Raw genomic sequence first — 21,943 nt, 5'->3', positions numbered from 1 at the left:
CTTGATCATGGGTTATTTCAGACCCTGACCCGAGAACAGCACCACCTTGTCCGCTGCGTACTGCACGCTGATAAAGGTGTTCTGGTCGCCCCAGGTGCAGCTCGACATGCCCAAGGCACCGGAACATTCCGTCGGGCTGCCCAGCAAGGACTCGACTTGAGCCTTGGGCATGCCAGCGGACAGTTTGGAATAGTTTTCCTGAGTGATCTTGCTGCAGGCAGCCAGCAGGACGCAGAACGAGAGTAACGCGACAGAACGCAAGGACATGGATGTAGCTCCTGAACGGAAGGGGGTCGCGTCGCAGTGCAAGCCGGTGCAGTCTGGCGCTGGCGCAGTACCGCAAGCTTAGAAGAGAAAAAGGGACTCTGGTTCCCGGACGGCGCAAGGATTTGTGCCGAGGATCAGATAGTTGGCCCGCAGACGGGGCTGAGCGAATGGCTGACTGCTCGTGTTTCAGAGCATTGGCTCACTCGGCAGTGATCGAGCATGGCCCGATCACTACCGGTGCCGAAGGCGTCTTACGCCTTGTGATACGCGGTGGCGCGCTCGACTTCTTCCTTGGAACCCAGGTACACCGCTACGCGCTGGTGCAGGCCTTCGGGCTGAATGTCGAGAATGCGCTGATGGCCGTCGGTGGACGCGCCGCCAGCCTGTTCTACCAGGAAGGACATCGGGTTGGCTTCGTACATCAGGCGCAGCTTGCCCGGCTTGGAAGGCTCGCGGCTGTCGCGCGGGTACATGAACAGGCCGCCACGGGTCAGGATACGGTGCACGTCGGCAACCATCGCCGCCACCCAGCGCATGTTGTAGTTCTTTTTCAGCGGACCGTCTTCACCGGCCAGCAGCTCGCTCACGTAGCGCTGTACCGGGGCTTCCCAGTGACGCTGGTTGGACATGTTGACCGCGAACTCCTGAGTGGACTCCGGGATGGTGATGTCTTCGTGAGTCAGCACGAAGCTGCCCATTTCACGGTCCAGGGTGAAGCCTTTCACGCCATCGCCCAGGGTCAGGACCAGCATGGTTTGCGGACCGTAGATGGCGTAACCGGCGGCGACCTGTTCGGTGCCTGGCTGCAGGAAGGCCTTTTCATTCAGCGCTTCGTTCTGGCTCAGGTATTCGTTCGGGCAGCGCAGTACCGAAAAGATCGTGCCGACCGGTGCGTTGATGTCGATGTTCGACGAGCCGTCCAATGGGTCGAAAACCAGCAGGTAGGCACCCTTCGGGTATTTGCCCGGGATCTGGTAGGCGTTGTCCATTTCTTCGGACGCCATGCCGGCCAGGTGACCGCCCCATTCGTTGGCTTCGAGCAGAATCTCGTTGGAGATCACATCGAGCTTTTTCTGCACTTCGCCCTGCACGTTTTCGGTGCCCATGCTGCCCAGTACGCCACCCAGCGCGCCCTTGGAGACGGCGTGGCTGATTTCCTTGCATGCGCGCGCCACAACTTCGATCAGGAAGCGCAGATCGGCAGGGGTGTTGTTGCTGCGAGTCTGCTCAATCAAGTAACGACTTAGTGTAACGCGGGACATGGATAGCTCCGAAAATAGGGGGTATGAAAACCCGCGCAGTTTAACGCGAGTGGCGACGTAATACTGCTATGAGACTGGCTTAAGACTGTTTCAGTTCAGATGTCAGGCGAACCGCACCTGACAGGCCGCCCGTTTTAGCGTTTTGCAGCGCGCAGCGTGCTGAATGCCATCCAGCCAAGGAACACCACGCCAAGCAGCAGAAGGGCCCAAAGCCCCAGGCGTTTGAAGTCAGTAGGTTGTTGCACGGCGATCGGCGCAGCGGCCATGTTGGCCACGGTAGCCGTGGCCGGGCTTGCTGTGCCGAGAGTCGCGAGCTTCTCCGGGCTCAGGTCGGGAATCAGCGTGGCCAGCGACAGGTTGGCAGCCTTGACGCTCGGGTTGCCGATTGCCAGGGTGAAGGGCCCGTTACCGCGCGCCAGGAACACCACCTCCGTGGCAGGCACGGCCACACTCAACTGCGGCGCTTCACTGCCCAGTCCGCCGCCGCGATCATCCACCACCAGCTTGAGCTGCTGAACGATGCGTCCGGACAATTGCAACTGGTCCTGCAGGACATCGCTGTTGTTCTGCGACAACCGATACAGCAGGCCGCTGCTGATTGGCTGCCAGGGCTGCCCGGCATCGAGCCGGCCGTAGAGCGTCGCCGGTGCCAGGCTGTTGGGCTGGGTGATGTCGATCCTGACGCGGCCTATCGGCAAGCCGGTGGGCAGTTGCCAGACATACTCGTTGGGGCTTTCGACGCTGCCCTTGACCGGTGGCGACCAGGTCAGCGGCGTGGCTGGAGTGTCGCTGCTGGCACTCAGCAGGTGCGCAGAGATCAGCAGCGGCGCACTGTGCGGGGAATGCCACAGCAGGCGCAGATAGCGCGCGCTCTGGCCGGGCAGGCCGACTTCGCGCTGTTCGACCACTTCGTCGGCAAACGACAGCCGTGCAACCTGTCCCTCGCCCCAGTTGCGCCAGTGCTGCAGGTCATCACTGGCTTCGATGCTGAAGTTCTGGAAGCCCTCCCGCTCGGTGCTCCAGTCGATAACCAACTGCTCCAGCGGTGCCTTGATTGCGCTGGTGTCCAGCAACCAGCCGCGCAGCACTTCTTCGCCCGCTTCGATATCGCTTTGTGGCTGGACCTCGATCACGCTGCCGTTGCTGGAGCGCTCGATACGGATGACCGGCGCGGCGTCGGCTGACTCCTGTGTGCTGTACAGGGCGAACCAGTTGACCTCAATCGGCACCGGCTCCTGTTCGGGGGCGGGTTGGCGCGGCGTGATCGAGTAAGCCTGCGGCTGGCCCTCGGCATTGAACACGCGTACATCGCTCAGAGCGGTCTGCCGGGCATTCAACTGGACGGCAAGCGGCAACTCGATGCGATACCACGGCCCTTCGCCGCTCAGGCTCAGCGGCGTCTGGCTGGCAAAGTCCGCCGGTTTGTCCTGAGCGAGGGCGGTTATCGCCGTGCACAAGGCCAGGCCAAGCACGGCGATCTTCATGGCAGGATGACTCAAGAACGGTTTCCTCATAGCGTGTCCGGCGCGGCAGTCGAGCCTGGGCCGGGTTCTTCGCCGGCCTCTGTGGCAGAGTGTTTCGGCGGTAATGGTGCGAAATATCCCACCACCAATAGCAAAATGCCAACACCGATGAACGAGACGATGCGCTCCATGCCGCCACGATTGCTCAGCTCGACGAAGAACAGCTTGACCACCACCACCCCGATCAACGCTGCGCCGCCCAGCCACAGCTGGCGGTTGGAGCGCATGTGACCGCCGATCATCAGGGCCAGTGCCATCAGCGTCCAGACTATCGACAACCCGGCCTGGACGCGCATCGAGTCGAGCAGCGCCCCGGTGTTCCATGGCACATCAGCCCAATGATGCGCCGTGCGCATGACCATTGCCGTGACCAGCGCGAACAGCGAGGCGCCAGCCACCAGCAAGGCAGCGTTACCAAGGCGCATGACCTGTTTGCGCAGCCACAGGCAGACCCCTGCCAGTGACAATAGCAAACCGATTTCCAGCGGGTTGAACAGCGGGATATACGGCAGTGGTTCCGCTGCGCCGTCGCTCAAGGTATTCGCCAGCCAGAACCACGCCAGCATCAACACCGCCAGCGGCGCAGCGGCACAGAGGTGATAGGCTTCGGGGCATGCTTTTACCGGCCACGGCCATTGGCGCGCCGAGCTCATCGCCAGCAGGAACAGGCTCGGCAGAATCGCCCAGCCCAGCCATCGCCAGGCGTTGTAATGTTCGGACAGTTGCAGCAGGCCGAAGCGCAGTTCCAGGGCCAGCACGACGATGATCAGCAGGCAGCCCGCGGTGTGAGCGACACGTCGTGCGAGGATGGGCTGCCGGTCTGCCAGATAGCGCAGAGTCAGCAGGTGCACGGCGAGCACCACCAGCCAGGCCAGCCAGCCCCAGTGGGCGGCGGGGTGGTAATGCTCACTCAGCGAGCCCGACAGTAATGCTGCGCTGACGGGCGTAAGCGTGCTGCACAGCGCGGCGAGGTCTGGCCAGCGCAAGCGCACGGACAGCACTGTCCAGATTGCCATGCTGAGCGCGGCGGCGATCAACAGCACAGACGTCTGCACTCCAATGGGAACGTACAACTGCACGACGCTGATCAATGAAACCGACCACCAGATCGCACCCCATACGGTCAGCACGGTTCTGGCGACTTTTTGATCGATAAGGGTCAGGGTGTTGAAGCGGTACGCACTCCAGGCACTGACCAGCGCAGCGATGGCCAGGATCATCGGCGTCCAGTAGTCGTCAGCCGAGTCGGCGCTGCCTGACGCATTGATCAACATCACGCTGGCGCACAGTTGCAGCAGCAGGCCGAAAGCCTGTGCCAGCTTGCGCTGCTGCCGCAAACCCAGCCAGAAAATCGCCGCGCCTTCCACGGCCCACGCGCTCGTCGTCCACTGAGAACCCAGGCCCAACGGGATCGCCAGCGTGGCAAACACCACGCCCAGCGCCAGGCAGGTTTCCATCAGCAAGGCGGTTTGGCCCGGTGCACGTGCTGCCAGCCAGCGTGCCAGCGCCATGTAGATCAAGCCCAACCCAAGCGCGCTGAACGCAGCGCCGAATTCCAAATGCTCGACGAGCGCATATTGCAGGCCGAAGCCGACTATCGGCGTGCCCAGCAACAACGTGCCGTCGACGTAATCGCCCCGACGCGCAGCCCAGCGCAGCATAGCTTCGCGAGTATGGTCAGGTGGCGCGCTGTCCAGTTCGAGCAGTTTGCGGCGGGCAAACAGCAGGCCGATGGCCAGATACATCAGGAAGAACACCATCAGAAAGGGCTCGGTGCTCCAGAACAATGCCGGTGTATAGGCCTGCAGGCCCCAGGCGAAGCCGATGCCGAAGGTGCCGAAGAAGCCGATCAGGTTGAGCGTGCGCCAGGCCTTGAACCATGCGATGGCGATGATGCCCGCATTGAGCAGGGCAAAGTAACTGAACAGCGAGATATGGCTACCTTGCCCGGTCGAGGCCAGCAACGGTGCCGCGAAGCCGCCGAGCGCGCCAGCGCAGGCGAGTGCCAGCGAATCCTGCGTCAGCGCCAGAATGGCTGAGAAGCTGGTGACCGCAACCAGCAGTGCAAAGCCCAGGGTCGGGTCCAGCAGCGTGTGCAGTTTCATCGCGGCGAACACGGTCAGGTACAGCACCCCAACGCCTGCGCCTTGCAGCATCAAGGCGTAAGGACCGTTGCGCCTGCGCAGCCACCAGCCCAGACCGAGCAGGGCCAGCGCACTGGCGGCGACTGCGGCGTAGCGTGCTTCAAGCGGCACGACCATGCCCTCAGTGGCATAGCGCAGCAAAAACGCCAGGCCGAGGAACAGCACCACGACACCCACGCGCAGCACTGTATTCCCGCCCAACAGCCAGTCTTTTGCGGCGTTGATCGCGCTGTCCAGCGGGTTGGTTTTTGCTGTGTTGGTTGGCTCGTGTATCGGCGGGGCGGGCTCGACAGGTGTTGCTACCTGCGGCGCTTCGTCCGGCAGGTCCCAGATCAGCTCGGGGCCGTCGCCGGGTGCTTCGACAATGATCGCATCGAGTGGAAGCGGCGCAGGGTCCTGCGCAGGCGGTACGCCAGGCGCGGACTGACGTTCGAGTGCGCTCAGGCGCTGTTGAAGGGCGTCGAGGGATTCGCGGTTTGCGAGCAGTTGTTGCTGCTGATCAGCCGATTGCCTGCCAAGCACGCGCACGCGAATGCCGGCCCACACGGCCCAGCCCATGGCTGCACCAATCAGTGCACCGGCCCACTCGTCATAACTCAGCGAATAGCCCAGCGCCGCGCCGCCCAACACCAGACAAATCCAAAGCACGCGACGACATCCTTTTCGATGTGTGAAGGTTCATCGAGCGCAGTATATAGGGGCGGGCGGACATCGTTTGTAATGTTTTATGCCGGGGGCACCAGAGTCTCTGCAGGACTGAGACAGATCCTCGTGGCGCTTGTGGGAGTGAGCTTGCTCACGAAGGCGTCGTTTCGAGCGCCTTCTTTGCGGAGACCTTAATGGCCTCTTCGCGAGCAAGCGAAGCGTCGCCCGGCTCGCTCCCACTGGGGTTGTGAGTCTTTTCAGGCTCTGACGTCAGTCCAGCGCCTTCCAAATGTCTCCGGCGTACTCGCGGATGGTCCGGTCCGAGGAGAACCAGCCCATGCGTGCGGTGTTGAGGACCGCCGAGCGCCACCATTCCTTGGAGTCGTGCCAGCGCTCTTCGACCTTGGCCTGGGCCGCCCAGTACGAGTCGAAGTCTGCGCAGACCAGGAAGCGGTCATACGCCAGCAACTGATCGATCAGCCCCACATAACGGTTCGGATCATCCGGCGAGAACACACCGCCACGGATCGCCTGCAGGACATCGTTCAAGCGTCCGGAGGCGGCCACATCGTCGTGCGCGCTGAATTCACCTGCACGCTTGCGGGCTTCGACCTGTTGCGAGGACATGCCGAAGATGAACATGTGCTCCAGCCCGACCTGCTCGCTCATCTCCACGTTGGCACCGTCCAGCGTACCGATGGTCAGTGCGCCGTTGAGGCCGAACTTCATGTTACTGGTGCCGGACGCCTCCAGGCCTGCGGTGGAAATCTGCTCGGACAGGTCGGCCGCCGGGATGATGCTCTCCGCCAGGCTGACGTTGTAGTTGGGCGTGAACACCACTTTCAGCAGACCGCGCACCGTCGGATCGTTGTTCACGGTCCGCGCGATGTCGTTGGTCAGCTTGATGATCAGCTTGGCCGAGTGATAACTGGCCGCCGCCTTGCCGGCGAAGATCTTCACCCGTGGCACCCAATCGGTACCCGGCTCGGCGCGAATGGCCTGATACAAGGCAACCGTGTGGAACAGGTTCAGCAACTGGCGTTTGTACTCGTGAATCCGCTTGACCTGAACGTCGAACATCGCGGCAGGATTGACGGCAATGCCCAGGCGCTCGTGAATGATCGCGGCCAGCGCACGCTTGCTGTGCAGGCGTTGATCGGCCATTTGCTTACGGAACGACGACTTCTCGGCGAACGGCTCGAGCTCTTTGAGGCGCGTCTCGGCGTTGTCCAGAACATCCTCGCCGAGCGACTCGACAAGCATCTCGGTCAGCTTCGGGTTGGCCTGGAACAGCCAGCGGCGGAAGGTGATGCCGTTGGTCTTGTTGTTGATCCGCTCCGGGTAGATCTTGTGCAGCTCGGCGAACACGGTCTTGCGCATCAGCTGGGTGTGCAGCGCCGAAACGCCGTTGACGCTGTGCGAGCCGAGGAACGCCAGGTTGCCCATGCGTACCCGACGACCGTTGTCTTCTTCGATCAGCGATACGGCACGCAGTACGTTGACGTCGTCGACGCCTTTGGCGCGCAGTGTGTCAATGTGCTGCGCGTTGATCAGGTAGATGATCTGCATGTGGCGCGGCAGCATCCGCTCCATCAGACCGACCGACCAGGTTTCCAGCGCTTCAGGCAGCAGGGTGTGGTTGGTGTAGCCGAGGGTGCCGACGGTGATTTTCCACGCGGTGTCCCACGGAATGTTGTGGTTGTCGATCAACTGACGCATCAGCTCGGCCACTGCGATCGAGGGGTGCGTGTCGTTCATCTGAATCGCCGCGTGCTCGGACAGATCCGTCAGCGTGGCGTGTTGGTTCAGATGGCGGCGCAGCAAGTCCTGCAGCGACGCGGAGACGAAAAAGTATTCCTGACGCAGACGCAGTTCCTGACCCGCTTCGGTTGCATCGTTCGGGTAAAGCACGCGGGAAATGCTTTCGGCGCGCACCACTTCGGCAACCGCGCCGAAGTGATCGCCGGCGTTGAAGCGTTCCAGGTGCAGGTCTTCTACTGCACGGGCGCGCCACAAGCGCAGCGTGTTGACGCTCTTGCCACGCCAGCCTACCACCGGGGTGTCATAGGCGATGGCCCGAACGGTCTCGCCCGGACGCCATACCTGACGCGAGTCGCCTGCTTCGGTCGGGACAGTGTCGACGCTGCCGCCGAAGCCAATGGAGTAAACCACCTCAGGGCGTTCGAATTCCCATGGGTTACCGAAGTCCAGCCAGTTCTCGGTTTGTTCCTGCTGCCAGCCATCGACGATGCCCTGACGAAACAGGCCGTGCTCGTAACGAATGCCGTAACCATGACCCGCGATACCCAGGGTCGACATGCTTTCCATGAAGCACGCCGCCAGACGACCCAGGCCGCCGTTACCCAGTGCCGCATCCGGTTCAAGCAGGCGGATGCGTTCGATGTCCACACCCAGTTCGGTCAGCGCCTCGCGAGCGACTTCGAGCAGGCCGAGGTTACTGAGGCTGTCGTACAGCAGCCTGCCTATCAGGAATTCGAGAGACAGGTAGTAAACGCGTTTCTGAACCTTGCGATAGATCTGCCGCGTGTGGTCCATCCAGTGTTCGACCATGTGGTCGCGGGCGGCAAGGGCAACAGCTTCAAACCAGTCATGCTCAAACGCATGGTCGGGGTCCTTGCCCACCGAGTAGGTGAGTTTGGCGAGCACAGCGGCGCGAAAAGCGGCCACATCAGCGTCACGAACAAGTGGTTCCTGAGACATCGGTAAAACCTCAAGTAGTCTGACGAATGGAAAACGGGATTCTTAGACTGTAGGCGTGTCGTCAATTATTTCCTGAAAAAAAGAGAAATAATTGACGGCACAGCTCTCGCTTCGACCCAGCGCAACGGCTCTGGTTCGCGCACCGTTGAAATTGGCAAAACGCTTGCATCGTTCGTTCCATCCTGATCGATGACGTGCAGCATGCTGATTCTTCGTTTCGGGTTTATGATGCCCCACGGCAGAATAATAGAAGCCTCTAAATTGGACTTATGGAGCACTTATGCAGACTTTGTACCCGCAGATCAAACCCTACGCCCGGCACGATCTGGCCGTGGAACAACCGCATGTGCTTTACGTCGATGAAAGTGGCTCGCCAGAAGGGTTGCCGGTGGTGTTCATCCACGGCGGCCCGGGTTCGGGATGCGATGCGCACAGTCGCTGCTATTTCGATCCCAACCTGTACCGCATCGTTACGTTCGACCAGCGCGGCTGCGGTCGTTCCACTCCGCATGCCAGCCTTGAAAACAACACCACCTGGAAACTGGTGGAAGACCTTGAAGCGATCCGCGAGCACCTCGGGATCGACAAATGGGTGTTGTTCGGCGGTTCGTGGGGCTCGACCCTTGCCCTGGCGTATGCACAGACCCATCCCGACCGCGTGCACGCGCTGATCCTGCGTGGCGTATTCCTTGCCCGTCAGCAGGAAATCGACTGGTTCTATCAGGCAGGTGCCAGCCGTCTGTTCCCGGATTATTGGCAGGATTATGTCGCGCCGATTCCGCTGGACGAGCGTGACAACATTCTGGCTGCCTTCCACAAGCGGCTCACCGGGCCGGATCAGATTGCCCAGATGCATGCCGCCAAGGCCTGGTCGACCTGGGAGGGGCGTTGCGCCACCTTGCGGCCCAATCCGCAAGTGGTCGATCGCTTCGCCGAGCCGCACCGTGCGTTGTCCATCGCGCGCATCGAATGCCACTACTTCATGAACAACGCCTTTCTGGAAGACAACCAGCTGATTCGCGACATGCCGAAGATCGCGCACCTGCCGGCAATCATTGTCCACGGTCGTTACGATGTCATCTGTCCGCTGGACAATGCGTGGGAGCTGCACCAGAACTGGCCTGGCAGCGAGCTGCAGGTGATTCGCGAGGCCGGGCACTCGGCAGCCGAACCCGGTATCGCCGACGCACTGGTGCGGGCCGCTGCAGAAGTTGCGCGCAACCTGCTCGACCTGCCGCCCGAAGAAGCGTGACAGTGATCCGGTATTGGTTTTGAGTCTGGAAAGGCATCTATGAAAGGTTTGTTGCAGCGCGTGCGAAGTGCGCGCGTCGAGGTCGGCACCGAGGTGGTGGGTGCCATTGAACAGGGCATACTGGTGTTGGTGGGAATAGAGCCTCAAGACACCCGCGCCAGTGCCGATAAGTTGCTGCACAAGTTGCTCAATTATCGAGTGTTCAGCGATGCCGAGGGCAAGATGAATCTGTCTTTGCGCGAGGTGAGTGGCGGCTTGTTGCTGGTTTCCCAGTTCACGCTGGCTGCAGACACCAAAAGCGGGTTGCGCGCGGGCTTCTCGAAAGCCGCGCCTCCAGCGCTGGGTGCCGAGTTGTTCGACTATCTGTTGAGCCAGGCCAGAATCGCGCATCCCACGGTAGCGGCGGGCCAGTTTGGTGCAGACATGCAGGTGCACCTGATAAATGATGGCCCCGTGACATTTTTGTTTGATACATAAGCTACGATTTCACTTTGTCCCCCTGAATTCATCTGTCTTGCGGGAATAAATTTCTTTGTCATACCTGATGCGTTGTGGCGCGTGCTACTGGATAATCGCGCGCTACGGGGATCGACACTGTTGGTCCATTTGGTATGACAAAAGCGGTTCTGACACCGGGTTGGGGAATCATTAAGCCCATTCGGAGTCGGAACAATGCTCGCCAACCCGGCATTGATAGCTGGCCGTTGGTTTTTTCATCTGTTTTTCGGCGAGGGTTGCTCGTGATTGTTAGTCCCTGTGATGCTCCAAAGACACCTGTCAAGCGGTTGCGTAGTGCACTTCTGGCAAGCTCGGCCCTTGTATGCCTGTTCAGTGCAGGTCAGCTGTGGGCGTTCAACCTTGATGATGTAGCGGCGAAGGCCAAAGAAATGGCCGGGCAGAAGTTCGAGGCTCCGAGGAGCAATCTGCCGAACGAGCTGCGCGACATGAAGTTCGCCGATTATCAGAAGATCCGCTTCCGTGATGACAAGGCCGAATGGGCGGGCGAAAAGACTCCGTTCAAAGTGTCTTTCTACCACCAGGGCATGCACTTCGACACGCCGGTCAAGATCAACGAAGTGACCGCGACCAGCGTCGACGAGATCAAATACGACCCGAGTCGTTTTGACTTCGGCGATCTGAAGATCGACCCAAAATCCACCGAGAAACTGGGTTATGCCGGTTTCCGTGTCCTGTATCCGATCAACAAGGATGACAAGCAGGACGAAATCATGACCATGCTGGGCGCGAGCTACTTCCGCGTGATCGGCAAGGGTCAGGTTTATGGCCTGTCCGCGCGCGGCATGGCGATCGACACTGCCTCGCCGTCCGGTGAAGAATTTCCGCGCTTCAAGGAATTCTGGATCGAGAAGCCGGGCCCGGATGACAACCATCTGGTGATCTTCGCACTGCTCGACTCGCCGCGTGCCACTGGCGCCTATCAGCTGACCCTGCGTCCGGGTACCAACACCCTGGTTGACGTGAAGTCGCGCATGTTCCTGCGTGACAAGGTCAACAAGCTGGGCGTTGCTCCGCTGACCAGTATGTTCCTGTTCGGCGCCAACCAGCCTTCGCGTGTGCCTAACTACCGTCGTGAACTGCACGATTCCAGCGGTCTGTCGATCCAGGCGGCCAACGGTGAGTGGCTGTGGCGTCCGCTGAACAACCCTAAACATCTGTCCATCAGCAGCTTCTCGGTCGAGAACCCGCGTGGTTTCGGTCTGCTGCAACGCGGCCGCGACTTCAGCCAGTACGAAGACCTGGATGACCGCTACGACAAGCGCCCAAGTGCCTGGATCGAGCCGAAGGGCGATTGGGGTAAAGGGACTGTCGAGCTGGTCGAAATCCCGACTGCCGACGAGACCAACGACAACATCGTGGCCTACTGGAAGCCTGAAACTCTGGCAGAACCTGGCCAGGAAATGGCGTTCGACTACCGTTTGCACTGGACCATGCAGGAAAACTCGATCCACTCGCCGGATCTGGGCTGGGTCAAGCAGACCCAACGCTCCATCGGTGACGTGCGTCAGTCCAACCTGATCCGTCAGCCGGACGGCAGCCTTGCCTTCCTAGTCGACTTCGTGGGCCCGGTTCTCGCCGCACTGCCGGAAGACAAGACCATTCGCAGCCAGGTGACCACTGACGACAACGTCGAACTGGTGGAAAACAACCTGCGCTACAACCCGGTCACCAAAGGCTACCGCCTGACCCTGCGGGTGAAGGTCAAGGACTCCAGCAAGCCGACCGAAATGCGCGCCTACCTGTTGCGTGAAATCCCTGCCGAACCAGGCAAGGAGCCTGCGCTGCTCGTGGCTGACAAGGCCGAAGAGAGGAAGGCTGCCGCCAAGGAAGCTGCCAAGCCGGCAGTCGCCAAGGAGTCCGCCAACGACCAGGTAGAAATCGCCAAGGCCGACGCGCCGAAGGCCGAAGCTGCCAAGCCTGAGACTGCCAAGTCTGAAGCTGGCAAGGCTGACGCAGCAAAAGCTGATGCAGCCAAAGGCAAAGGCGAAGTCGCCAAGGCCGACGCAAGCAAAGCCGACGCATCCAAGGCTGAAGTAGCCAAGGATAAAGACGGTAAAGAAATTCAGCAGCCTGAAACCGAGGCAGCGCCCACCCATCCGGAACCGGCCAAGACGTTGCAAGTCATGACCGAGACCTGGAGCTATCAGTTGCCGAGCGATGAGTAATTCTCTACCGGTGCCAATGTCTCTGAACGAGTACCTGGCGCATTTACCGATGAGCGACGAGCAGCGGGCAGAACTTGCCGGCTGCACGACCTTCGCCGAATTGCATGAGCGACTTTCCGCGCAGCCGGTCACTGACCCTGCCGAGGCCGCTCAGGCTTCGGTGGGTCGCCGTCTGACGCTGACCACCGCAGATCAGCTGGAGGACGCCGAGATGCTCGGCGTCGATGCCAGCGGTCGCCTGTGCCTGAAGGCGACACCGCCGATTCGCCGGACCAAGGTCGTGCCAGAGCCATGGCGCACCAACATTCTGGTGCGCGGCTGGCGTCGCCTGACCGGCAAGACCAACCCGCCCAAGCCCGCGCATGATGATCTGCCGCGGGATCTGCCGAAGGCGCGCTGGCGCACCGTCGGCTCGATCCGTCGCTACATCCTGCTGATCCTCATGCTGGGCCAGACGATCGTGGCTGGCTGGTACATGAAGGGCATCCTGCCGTATCAGGGCTGGTCGCTGGTTTCGCTCGACGAAATCACCCGTCAGACCTTCGTGCAGACCGCCTTGCAGGTCATGCCTTATGCCTTGCAGACCAGTATCCTGTTGCTGTTCGGGATTTTGTTCTGCTGGGTATCGGCCGGTTTCTGGACCGCGCTGATGGGCTTCCTTGAGCTGCTCACCGGTCGCGACAAATATCGCATCTCGGGTGCCAGTGCTGGCAATGAGCCGATCGAAAAGGGCGCACGTACTGCGCTGGTCATGCCGATCTGCAACGAGGACGTGCCTCGGGTTTTCGCCGGTCTGCGCGCTACGTTCGAGTCGGTAGCTGCCACGGGTGACCTGGATCGTTTCGATTTCTTCGTGCTCAGTGACACCAACGAAACCGACATCGCCGTTGCCGAGCAACAGGCGTGGCTGGACGTGTGCCGCGAGACCAAAGGTTTCGGCAAGATCTTCTATCGTCGCCGTCGCCGCCGCGTAAAACGCAAAAGCGGCAACCTCGACGACTTCTGCCGTCGCTGGGGCGGTGAATACCGCTACATGGTCGTGCTGGACGCCGACAGCGTCATGAGCGGTGAGTGTCTGACCAGCCTGGTTCGCCTGATGGAAGCCACGCCGGACGCTGGTATCATCCAGACCGCGCCACGTGCGTCGGGTATGGACACGCTGTATGCACGCATGCAGCAGTTCGCTACCCGGGTCTATGGTCCGCTGTTCACCGCCGGTCTGCACTTCTGGCAGTTGGGTGAATCCCACTATTGGGGTCACAACGCGATCATCCGCATGAAACCCTTCATCGAGCACTGCGCCCTGGCGCCGTTGCCCGGCAAGGGCGCGTTCGCCGGTGCGATCCTCTCCCACGACTTCGTCGAAGCTGCGCTGATGCGCCGTGCCGGCTGGGGCGTGTGGATTGCTTACGACCTGCCAGGCAGTTACGAAGAGTTGCCGCCCAACCTGCTGGACGAACTCAAGCGTGACCGTCGCTGGTGCCACGGCAACCTGATGAACTTCAGGCTGTTCCTGGTCAAGGGCATGCACCCGGTTCACCGTGCGGTGTTCCTGACCGGTGTGATGTCTTATCTGTCGGCACCGTTGTGGTTCTTCTTCCTCGTGCTGTCCACGGCCCTGCTGGCGGTGAACACGCTGATGGAGCCGACCTACTTCCTTGAACCGCGTCAGCTGTATCCGCTGTGGCCACAATGGCACCCGGAAAAAGCTGTTGCGTTGTTCTCGACGACCATCGTCCTGCTGTTCCTGCCTAAACTGCTCAGCGTTATTCTGATCTGGGCCAAGGGCGCGAAAGGCTTCGGTGGCAAGTTCAAGGTCACCATTTCGATGCTGCTGGAAATGCTCTTCTCGGTGCTGTTGGCTCCGGTGCGCATGCTGTTCCACACCCGCTTCGTACTGGCCGCTTTCCTGGGCTGGGCCGCGACCTGGAACTCGCCGCAACGCGACGATGACTCCACGCCGTGGATCGAAGCAGTGAAGCGCCACGGTCCGCAAACCCTGTTGGGCGCGTGCTGGGCCTTGCTGGTGTTCTGGTTGAACCCAAGCTTCCTGTGGTGGCTAGCGCCGATCGTGGTGTCGTTGATGCTGTCGATTCCGGTGTCGGTGATTTCCAGCCGTACCAATCTGGGCGTCAAGGCGCGTGACGAGAAGTTCTTCCTGATTCCTGAAGAGTTCGAGCCGCCGCAAGAGCTGATCTCGACGGATCAGTACACCTACGAGAACCGCTGGCATGCGCTGAAGCAGGGCTTCATTCGGGCTGTGGTCGACCCGCGACAGAACGCCTTGGCTTGCGCCCTGGCGACGTCGCGTCACCGTCAGGCTCAGCCGATTGAAGTGGTGCGTATGGAACGTGTTGATCAGGCACTCAAGGTCGGCCCGGCAAAACTCGGCAATCAGGAACGCCTGATGCTGCTGAGCGACCCGGTCGCCCTTGGCCGCTTGCACGAGCGCGTCTGGAGCGAAGGTCACGAAGAGTGGCTGGCCGCGTGGAGAGCTTCCATCGAAGCCGATCCGCACGCGCCTTTGCTGCCTTTGCAGCCTGTAGGTAAAGCATCGGAGCCGGTCCCGGTCTAAAACCGCCCGGCTACGAAAAGAGCCCCTGACGCCTAGCGCGTCGGGGGCTTTTTTATTGGGCTTTGTGGCACATACATGCACAGGACATGGTCAAGACGGGTTCTTCAGAACTCCGATCGTTCCTCACGCTCCAGCGTGGGAATGCAGTTCACGACGCATCGCGTCGCAAGAGGACGCAGAGCGTCCAGACCGGCATGCCCACGCTGGAGCATGGGCACGATGGTGTTATCCCTGCCGACTATCGTTCCTCACGCTCCAGCGTGGGAATGCAGTTCACGACGCTCTGCGTCGCAAGAGGACGCGGAGCGTCCAGACCGGCATACCCACGCGGAGCATGGGTACGATAGTGTTATTCCTGCCGACGATCGTTCCTCACGCTCCAGCGTGGGCACGATGATGTTCTCCGGTATGCCTGCGGGCACGATGGCGTTGTCCGGACGTCTACCGGCGTGATGGCATGGGTTCAACCCACCCTGAATTTCCCCACCAGTGTCTGCAGGTGCGTTCCCAGCCTGGCGAGTTCGACGCTGGAGGTTGCGGTTTGCTCGCTGGCTGCAGCGGTCTGTTCGGAGATGTCGCGTACGCTGATGACGTTACGGTTGATCTGTTCGGCGACTACGCTCTGTTCCTCGCTGGCGGTAGCGATCTGTTCGTTCATGTGCTGGATCGTCGCCACGGTGCGGGTGATCTGCTCCAGTGCGCCACCCGCGCGACGGCTCAGCTCAACCGTGTTGTCGGTCAGGGTGCGGCTGTTATCCAGGGCGGTTGCGACTTGTTGGGTGCCGGTTTGCAGGGCAGCGATCAGCTCTTCGATTTCCTCGGTAGACTTTTGCGTGCGTTGCGCCAGACCACGTACTTCATCGGCAACCACCGCGAAGCCGCGCCCGGCCTCTCCCGCGCGGGCTGCCTCGATGGCCGCATTGAGGGCCAACAGGTTAGTCTGCTGTGAAACAGACTTGATCACATCCAGAACGCCAACGATCTTGTTGCTTTCCTGCTTGAGCGCGCTCATCGACTGCGTGGAGTTCAGCACCTTGAGAGCCAGTTGCTCGATCTGACTGATCGCCTGCCCGACCACTTCATCGCCACTGCGCGCCTGTTGATCCGCCTGAGCGGCCGCCTGCGACGCTTCCTGCGCATTGCGCGCGACTTCCTGCACGGTTGCGGCCATTTCATTCATGGCCGTGGCCACCTGATCGGTTTCGTCTTTCTGACTGGTGACCCCGATGCAGGTCTGCCTGGTCACTGCTGACAATTGCTCGGCCGCGCTGGCGATCTGCGATACGCCCTCGCTGATGCCGCCAACCAGTTCGCGCAGGCTGATGGTCATGGTCTGCATGCTGCGTTGCAACTGACCCATTTCGTCACGGCGTGTGACCGATATGTCCCGACTCAGGTCGCCCTGGGCGATGCGTGCTGCGGCGATGAGTGTCTGCTGCAACGGTACGGTGATCTGCCGGGTCATGATCCAGGCGGCAAGCAATCCGATCAGCAATGCCAGGCCTGCAACACTGCTCAGCATGGCGCTGGAGTTGGCCGCCTCGCTGTCACGCTGGGCAGTCTGCAGGCGGTTCAGCGCCGCGACGGAGTCCAGCAGCGTTTCGCCAAGACCTTCCATGATTTCCTGATCCGCTTCGGCCTTGGTCTGTATCTGCTTGAACTCGCCAAGCCGTTCCCGATAACTCTGCAAGGCGGCGGTCGCCGGGGTCAGGCCCTGAAGGCTTTCATTGCCCTGATCCTGAGCGATCTGCCCGATCTCCTTGAGCGCTTCGTCGATGGCCGCAATGGCCGCGTGCTCATCCGCGTCGCGGGTGGTGAAGGTATACGCCTGCACCTGATAACGAGCGGTCTGCACCTGCTGCCTCAGTTGGGAAATGTTGGTGAACTCCTCCATCCGCTCGCTGCTGTCCTGTTCCTGGCTGACGCTTTTGAGTACCTCTACCTCAACCTGCGCGATGGCCTGCAAGGCCTGTTCGGACGTCTGCTCCAGGCGCGCGCGTATCTGGTTGCGGGTTTGTCGGTTGGTGCGAACGTCCGCGAAGGTCTTTTCCAGCCTGTTCAGCATCTCGAACTGGCCGTTTAGCAGCTTGATGGTTGCCTCCTCCTCACTCTGTGTGTGCAGGAGGGTGAGTTGGGCTTTCATTTCATTGAGCTTTTCTGTGACCAGCGCGGTGCTCTCCGGCGTTTTTTCAACGCGGTCGGTGATTCGCTCGGCGCGCAGGTCTTTGGTCAGACCGTTGAGCTGGGCGATGTCCGAGAGCGACTCCGAGCGGTCGATCATGGTGTACAGGCCATGCCAGCCGGTCAGTGTGATGATCAGCGTCAATAGCAGCACCAGGCCGAAACCCAGGGACAGCTTGAATCTGACGTTCATGTTGCCGAGCGCTTGATTGATCAGTCGGAACATTGGAATCTCCTGCAATGAGCGAACAAAAGCACGTTCCGAACCCGTCGGGACGTGCGTTGTGAGCGCATCGGCGTGGTGACTCATTGCGTGACCTGAGAAGGTCGTAGGAGATTTCCGAGTACGAAGGAGGGGTGAACGCTGTCACATTTAGTTGGGGAAAATGGCCCGCGCCGAGTGCGGGCGCGGGCTGTGTGCTGACAGGTCAGACGGTGAAGCGGCTCACCAGCACCTGAAGGTGGTTGCCCAGTCTTGCGAGTTCTACGCTGGAAGCCGCGGTTTCTTCACTGGCCGCCGATGTCTGCTCGGACACGTCGCGGACGTTGATGATGCTGCGGTTGATCTCTTCGGCGGTGGCGCTCTGTTCTTCGGCGGCGGCGATCTGCTGATTCATCGCCTGGATCGCCGAGACGGTTTTGGTGATGCTTTCCAGCGATCCTCCGGCCCGACGTGTCAGTTCCACGCTGCTGGTGCTCAGCTCGCGACTGCTGTCCATGACCGTTGTGGCCTGCTGTGTGCCGCTTTGCAGGCCGGCAATCAGTGCTTCGATCTCTTCGGTGGATTTCTGCGTGCGCTGCGCCAGACTGCGCACCTCATCGGCAACCACAGCAAAGCCCCGGCCGGCCTCACCGGCGCGGGCTGCCTCGATAGCGGCGTTCAAGGCCAGCAGGTTGGTCTGTTCGGCGACCGATTTGATGACGTCCAGCACGCTGCCGATCTTGTCGCTTTCCTGTTTCAGCGCGCCCATCGCTTCGCTGGAGTTGCCCACCGCGGAGGCAAGACGTTCGATTTGCGCAATGGCCTCGTTGACCACTCGTTCGCCATCACGGGCCTGACGGTCTGCCGCCACTGCTGCTTCCGAGGCTTCCTCGGCGTTGCGCGCAACCTCCTGAACCGTTGCCGTCATTTCATGCATGGCGGTGGCGACCTGATCGGTTTCGACCTTCTGGCTGTTGACTCCGGCGCTGGTCTGCTCGGTGACCGCTGACAGCTCTTCCGCCGCGCTGGCGATCTGGGTGACGCCATCGCGAATACCGCCGACCAGCTCACGCAGGCTCACCGTCATACGTTGAATCGTGGCCTGCAGTTTGCCCAGTTCGTCCTTGCGATCAACCTTGAGGTTGCGACTCAGGTCGCCCGAGGCCACCCGCTCCACTACTTCGAGGGTCTCCTGCAACGGGGTGGTGATCTGGCGAGTGATGACCCACGCCGCGAGAATGCTCAGCATCAGCGCCAACGCCGTAGCGGCAGCGATCATCGTGACCGACTTGGCGCTGTCTGCGTCACGGCTCTTGTTCTGCCGGATGATCAGGTCGTTGCTGGTGTCGAGCATGCTGACGCCCAACGTGGTCATTTTATCCAGTGCGGCCTTGGAGGCGGCCTGGGCATCGCGGTAGCGGCCCACAGCCGCGCGGTAGCCATTGAGCCCGGCGATGGCCTGTTGCAGCATGGGCGAATAAGTGGAAGAAATGTCGCCAGCCAGCGTGTTGATCCCGGTCACCGCGTCATCGATGGCCTTATTGGCGTCTTTTTCGAAATCGGGACGGCCGCTGTAGGTGTAACCACGTACCTGAAAACGCGCCTGCTGAATCAGCTTGCTGACGCCGACGATGCCATTGAAGGCCAGGATGTTATCTTCCTTGAGCAGTTCGGCTTCGATCCTGTCGGCCTGATCCACGGCCTTGTCGGCGTTTTCGCCCATCTGGCTGCGGCTCGCTTCGCGGGTTTCGATCGCCTTGCTCATGTCCTCAAACGACTGGCGATAGTCGCGGGTCGCCTGAATCTGGGCATCCAGCAATTGCAGGTTCTCGGGGGATCGCAGCAGGTTCCTGGCGCTTTGCAGCGCGGCGTCCAGTTGATCGAGCGTACTTCTGACCTGCGCTGCGGTCTCTGCGTTGTACAGCGCCTCGTAGCTCATACGGTTGATGCGCAACTGAAGGGTCAGCTCATTGACCTGCGCAATCGCAGTAACACGGTCCCCACGATCAATAAGGGCCTGATTGCTGAACCAGCCGGTGGCCGAAATCATCAGCGTCATCAACAGTACCAGGCCAAAGCCGATCGCCAATTTCAGGCTGACACTCGCATTGGCGAGGCTTTTGGATAACCCACGAGACATGACTACTCCTTGACGTCTTTTGCTCTAAGTATGCAATTGCATCGGCCAGTTATCGGTTAACTGAAGCGATTGAGTCGACACTGACAGCTTAGAACAAGCGGGCGAGAAGGGCCGTTACAGCGGTTTCGACGCGCAGGATACGTTCGCCCAATTGCACGGGCTGCAAACCCGACTGACGCAACAGATCGATTTCGTAGGGTATCCAGCCCCCTTCAGGGCCGATGGCCAGCGTGACTTGCTCTGTGACCGCACGAGGGCAGGCGGGGAAATCACCGGGATGGCCAACCAGGCCCAGTGTGTCGAGCGCGATCTGCGGCAAGCGATCTTCAACGAAAGGCTTGAAGCGCTTTTCGATCACAATCTCAGGCAGCACCGAATCGCGCGCCTGTTCCAGGCCCAGAATCAGTTGCGCGCGGATGGCTTCAGGCTCTAGAAACGGCGTCTGCCAGAAGCTTTTTTCCACCCTGTAGCTGTTCAGCAGGATGACTTTCGGCACGCCCATGGTCGCGACGGTCTGAAACACCCGGCGTAACATCTTGGGACGTGGCAACGCCAGCAGCAGGGTGAGCGGCAGTTTTGCCGGAGGAGCACTCTGCAGTTCGACACGCAGCTCTGCCTCATGGGGTTCAAGGCGCAGCAGTTCGGCATTGCCCAGCAGGCCGTTGACGCGGCCCACCCGCACACTGTCGCCGGCCTCTGCGCGGTGCACCTCCTGCATGTGCTTCAGACGGCGATCACGCAGGACCACCCGGTCAGCCGCAATGAAATCGGCTTCCTCAAGCAGCAGCAGGTTCACGGTGTGGTCGCGGGCGGCTGGTCCTGCTTGTCAGCGTCCTCGGTCTCATCGTCCGGATGTTCGCCACGCTTCTTGATCATCGTGCTGCACAGTACGCCCAGCTCGAAGAGCAGCCACATTGGCACCGCCAGCAGCGTCTGCGAGAAGATGTCCGGCGGCGTCAGGATCATGCCGACCACGAAGCAGCCGATGATCACGTAAGGGCGGATCTTCTTCAGGTATTTGACGTCGACGATGCCGATCCACACCAGCAACACCACGGCCACCGGGATTTCGAAGGCCACGCCAAAGGCGAAGAACAACGTCATCACGAAGTCCAGGTAACTGGCGATGTCGGTCATCATCGAAACGCCTTCCGGCGTCACGCTAGCGAAGAAGTGGAAAATCAGCGGGAAGACCAGAAAGTAGGCAAACGCCATGCCTGCGTAGAACAGGATGATACTCGACACCAGCAGGGGCACCGCGACGCGCTTCTCGTGCTTGTACAGGCCTGGCGCGATAAAGCCCCAGATCTGATGCAGGATGACCGGCATGGACAGAAACAGCGCGACCATCATGGTCAGCTTGAACGGCGTGATGAACGGCGAGGCCACATCGGTGGCGATCATCGTTGCGCCTTCAGGCAGATAGACTCGCAGCGGCGCCGAGACCAGTGTGTAGATCTTCTGCGTGAAGTAGAACAGGCCGGCAAAAATCAGGAACACTGCCGCAACACAACGCAACAGACGTGTACGCAACTCGGTGAGGTGCGAGATCAGCGGCATTTGCTGATCGTTTTCCGGGATATCAGCGCTCATGGTGCTCGCGGTGGCAATGACGAATCGTGGGCGGGAGGCGTCGGGACCGGTGTGCCGGCGTCAGCCGGTTTCGCGGTTTTCTCCAGCGACAGCTCGGTCTTCGGCGCCGCAGGTTGTGCCGGGCCGATTTCATGGTGTGCGGCTTCATCGTGCGCGGGGCTTGCCGCTTCGGCTGCTGCCGGTGCGGGCGACGGGTTTACCGGCTCGGAGCCGTTCTCGGGCGGCTGATTGGGCGCGAACATTTTGCGCGCTTCGTCTTCCAGCGAAAGAATGTGCTCGTTGTGCAACTGCCGACGAATCTCGTCAGCCCCGATTTCACGTTCAACTTCCTGTTTGATCGCATTGAAGCTGCGCTTCAACCGACCGATCCATAAGCCTGCGGTGCGTGCAGCACCCGGCAGGCGCTCGGGACCCAGTACCAGCAAGGCAACCAGGCCAACGAGCAGCAGTTCAGAGAAGCTGATACCGAACATGGGCTTAAACCTGGTCTTTGCGGATCGGCTCGTCGACTTTGTGCGCCTGAGCGTCAATAGTGTGTGGCTGATTCAGCGGCGAGCCCTGTGGCGCTGGCTGGGCCTGCTGGGGTTGAGGTGCAGGCTGTTCGGCTGGCTTGTCGTCGTCATTCATCGCCTTGCGAAAGCCCTTGATCGATTCGCCGACGTCGCTGCCCAGGCCCTTGAGTTTCTTGGTCCCGAAAACCAGTACAACGACGATCAGGATGACGATCCAGTGTTTCCAGTCAAAAATACCCATG

The 21,943-nt window shown here is 60.8% G+C and carries 16 protein-coding genes; 4 read left to right on the top strand and 12 right to left on the bottom strand.

Annotated elements, in window-relative coordinates; translation table 11 throughout:
* Positions 1 to 12 precede the first annotated feature (12 nt).
* The 6 genes from bamE to ACW55A_RS14170 form a co-directional block, all read right to left on the bottom strand.
* Positions 13 to 267 carry an outer membrane protein assembly factor BamE domain-containing protein gene (gene bamE, locus ACW55A_RS14195; RefSeq protein ID WP_003403102.1) on the bottom strand — a complete coding sequence of 85 codons (255 nt, stop codon included), beginning with the start codon at positions 265 to 267 and terminating at the stop codon, positions 13 to 15.
* Between the two features lie 251 nt (positions 268 to 518).
* Positions 519 to 1,529, bottom strand: a complete 1,011-nt coding sequence (locus ACW55A_RS14190; RefSeq protein ID WP_003341445.1) for a class 1 fructose-bisphosphatase — start codon at positions 1,527 to 1,529, stop codon at positions 519 to 521.
* 134 nt (positions 1,530 to 1,663) lie between these two features.
* Complete coding sequence (locus tag ACW55A_RS14185; protein ID WP_498811357.1) at positions 1,664 to 3,028, bottom strand: DUF3999 domain-containing protein; 1,365 nt, start codon at positions 3,026 to 3,028, stop codon at positions 1,664 to 1,666.
* A gap of 11 nt (positions 3,029 to 3,039) precedes the next feature.
* Positions 3,040 to 5,844 (bottom strand): DUF2339 domain-containing protein, encoded by a 2,805-nt coding sequence (locus ACW55A_RS14180; RefSeq protein WP_498811356.1) that lies wholly within the window; start codon positions 5,842 to 5,844, stop codon positions 3,040 to 3,042.
* 267 nt (positions 5,845 to 6,111) lie between these two features.
* On the bottom strand, positions 6,112 to 8,562 hold the full coding sequence (locus tag ACW55A_RS14175) for a glycogen/starch/alpha-glucan phosphorylase (RefSeq protein ID WP_498811355.1): 2,451 nt from the start codon (positions 8,560 to 8,562) through the stop codon (positions 6,112 to 6,114).
* Positions 8,563 to 8,627: 65 nt separating this feature from the next.
* Positions 8,628 to 8,765 carry a hypothetical protein gene (locus tag ACW55A_RS14170; RefSeq protein WP_154583503.1) on the bottom strand — a complete coding sequence of 46 codons (138 nt, stop codon included), beginning with the start codon at positions 8,763 to 8,765 and terminating at the stop codon, positions 8,628 to 8,630.
* Between the two features lie 77 nt (positions 8,766 to 8,842).
* Here ACW55A_RS14170 and pip point away from each other — a divergent pair, with 77 nt between their 5' ends.
* The 4 genes from pip (at position 8,843) to mdoH (ending at position 15,073) form a co-directional block, all read left to right on the top strand.
* The gene (gene pip / locus ACW55A_RS14165; protein WP_003365948.1) at positions 8,843 to 9,814 is read left to right on the top strand and encodes a prolyl aminopeptidase; all 972 of its coding nucleotides are present in this window, start codon (positions 8,843 to 8,845) and stop codon (positions 9,812 to 9,814) included.
* 39 nt (positions 9,815 to 9,853) lie between these two features.
* Positions 9,854 to 10,291 (top strand): D-aminoacyl-tRNA deacylase, encoded by a 438-nt coding sequence (gene dtd, locus ACW55A_RS14160; protein WP_024662891.1) that lies wholly within the window; start codon positions 9,854 to 9,856, stop codon positions 10,289 to 10,291.
* Positions 10,292 to 10,599: 308 nt separating this feature from the next.
* Positions 10,600 to 12,498 carry a glucan biosynthesis protein G gene (locus tag ACW55A_RS14155; protein ID WP_498811354.1) on the top strand — a complete coding sequence of 633 codons (1,899 nt, stop codon included), beginning with the start codon at positions 10,600 to 10,602 and terminating at the stop codon, positions 12,496 to 12,498.
* Positions 12,491 to 15,073, top strand: a complete 2,583-nt coding sequence (gene mdoH, locus ACW55A_RS14150; RefSeq protein WP_065350831.1) for a glucans biosynthesis glucosyltransferase MdoH — start codon at positions 12,491 to 12,493, stop codon at positions 15,071 to 15,073. Before ACW55A_RS14155 ends, mdoH begins: the two co-directional genes overlap by 8 nt.
* Positions 15,074 to 15,536: 463 nt before the next feature.
* Here the strand turns inward: mdoH and ACW55A_RS14145 are convergent, their stop codons facing one another.
* The 6 genes from ACW55A_RS14145 to ACW55A_RS14120 form a co-directional block, all read right to left on the bottom strand.
* Positions 15,537 to 17,480 carry a methyl-accepting chemotaxis protein gene (locus ACW55A_RS14145; RefSeq protein ID WP_498811353.1) on the bottom strand — a complete coding sequence of 648 codons (1,944 nt, stop codon included), beginning with the start codon at positions 17,478 to 17,480 and terminating at the stop codon, positions 15,537 to 15,539.
* 202 nt (positions 17,481 to 17,682) lie between these two features.
* Positions 17,683 to 19,596: a HAMP domain-containing methyl-accepting chemotaxis protein gene (locus ACW55A_RS14140; RefSeq protein ID WP_498811352.1), complete on the bottom strand. Its 1,914-nt coding sequence runs from the start codon at positions 19,594 to 19,596 to the stop codon at positions 17,683 to 17,685.
* Positions 19,597 to 19,684: 88 nt separating this feature from the next.
* A complete protein-coding gene (locus ACW55A_RS14135) occupies positions 19,685 to 20,392 on the bottom strand; it encodes a 16S rRNA (uracil(1498)-N(3))-methyltransferase (RefSeq protein WP_455808285.1) in 708 nt (235 codons plus the stop codon).
* Positions 20,389 to 21,189, bottom strand: coding sequence for a twin-arginine translocase subunit TatC (gene tatC / locus ACW55A_RS14130; protein WP_003365962.1), 801 nt, complete (start codon positions 21,187 to 21,189; stop codon positions 20,389 to 20,391). The genes ACW55A_RS14135 and tatC overlap by 4 nt, the downstream gene beginning before the upstream one ends.
* The gene (gene tatB, locus ACW55A_RS14125) at positions 21,186 to 21,662 is read right to left on the bottom strand and encodes a Sec-independent protein translocase protein TatB (RefSeq protein ID WP_003365964.1); all 477 of its coding nucleotides are present in this window, start codon (positions 21,660 to 21,662) and stop codon (positions 21,186 to 21,188) included. The genes tatC and tatB overlap by 4 nt, the downstream gene beginning before the upstream one ends.
* Before the next feature lie 4 nt (positions 21,663 to 21,666).
* Complete coding sequence (locus tag ACW55A_RS14120) at positions 21,667 to 21,942, bottom strand: twin-arginine translocase TatA/TatE family subunit (protein ID WP_003316632.1); 276 nt, start codon at positions 21,940 to 21,942, stop codon at positions 21,667 to 21,669.
* Position 21,943: the final 1 nt, after the last annotated feature.

Source organism: Plantibacter cousiniae (nom. nud.) (assembly GCF_977070315.1).
This window is presented reverse-complemented; position numbering and strand designations above follow the sequence as displayed.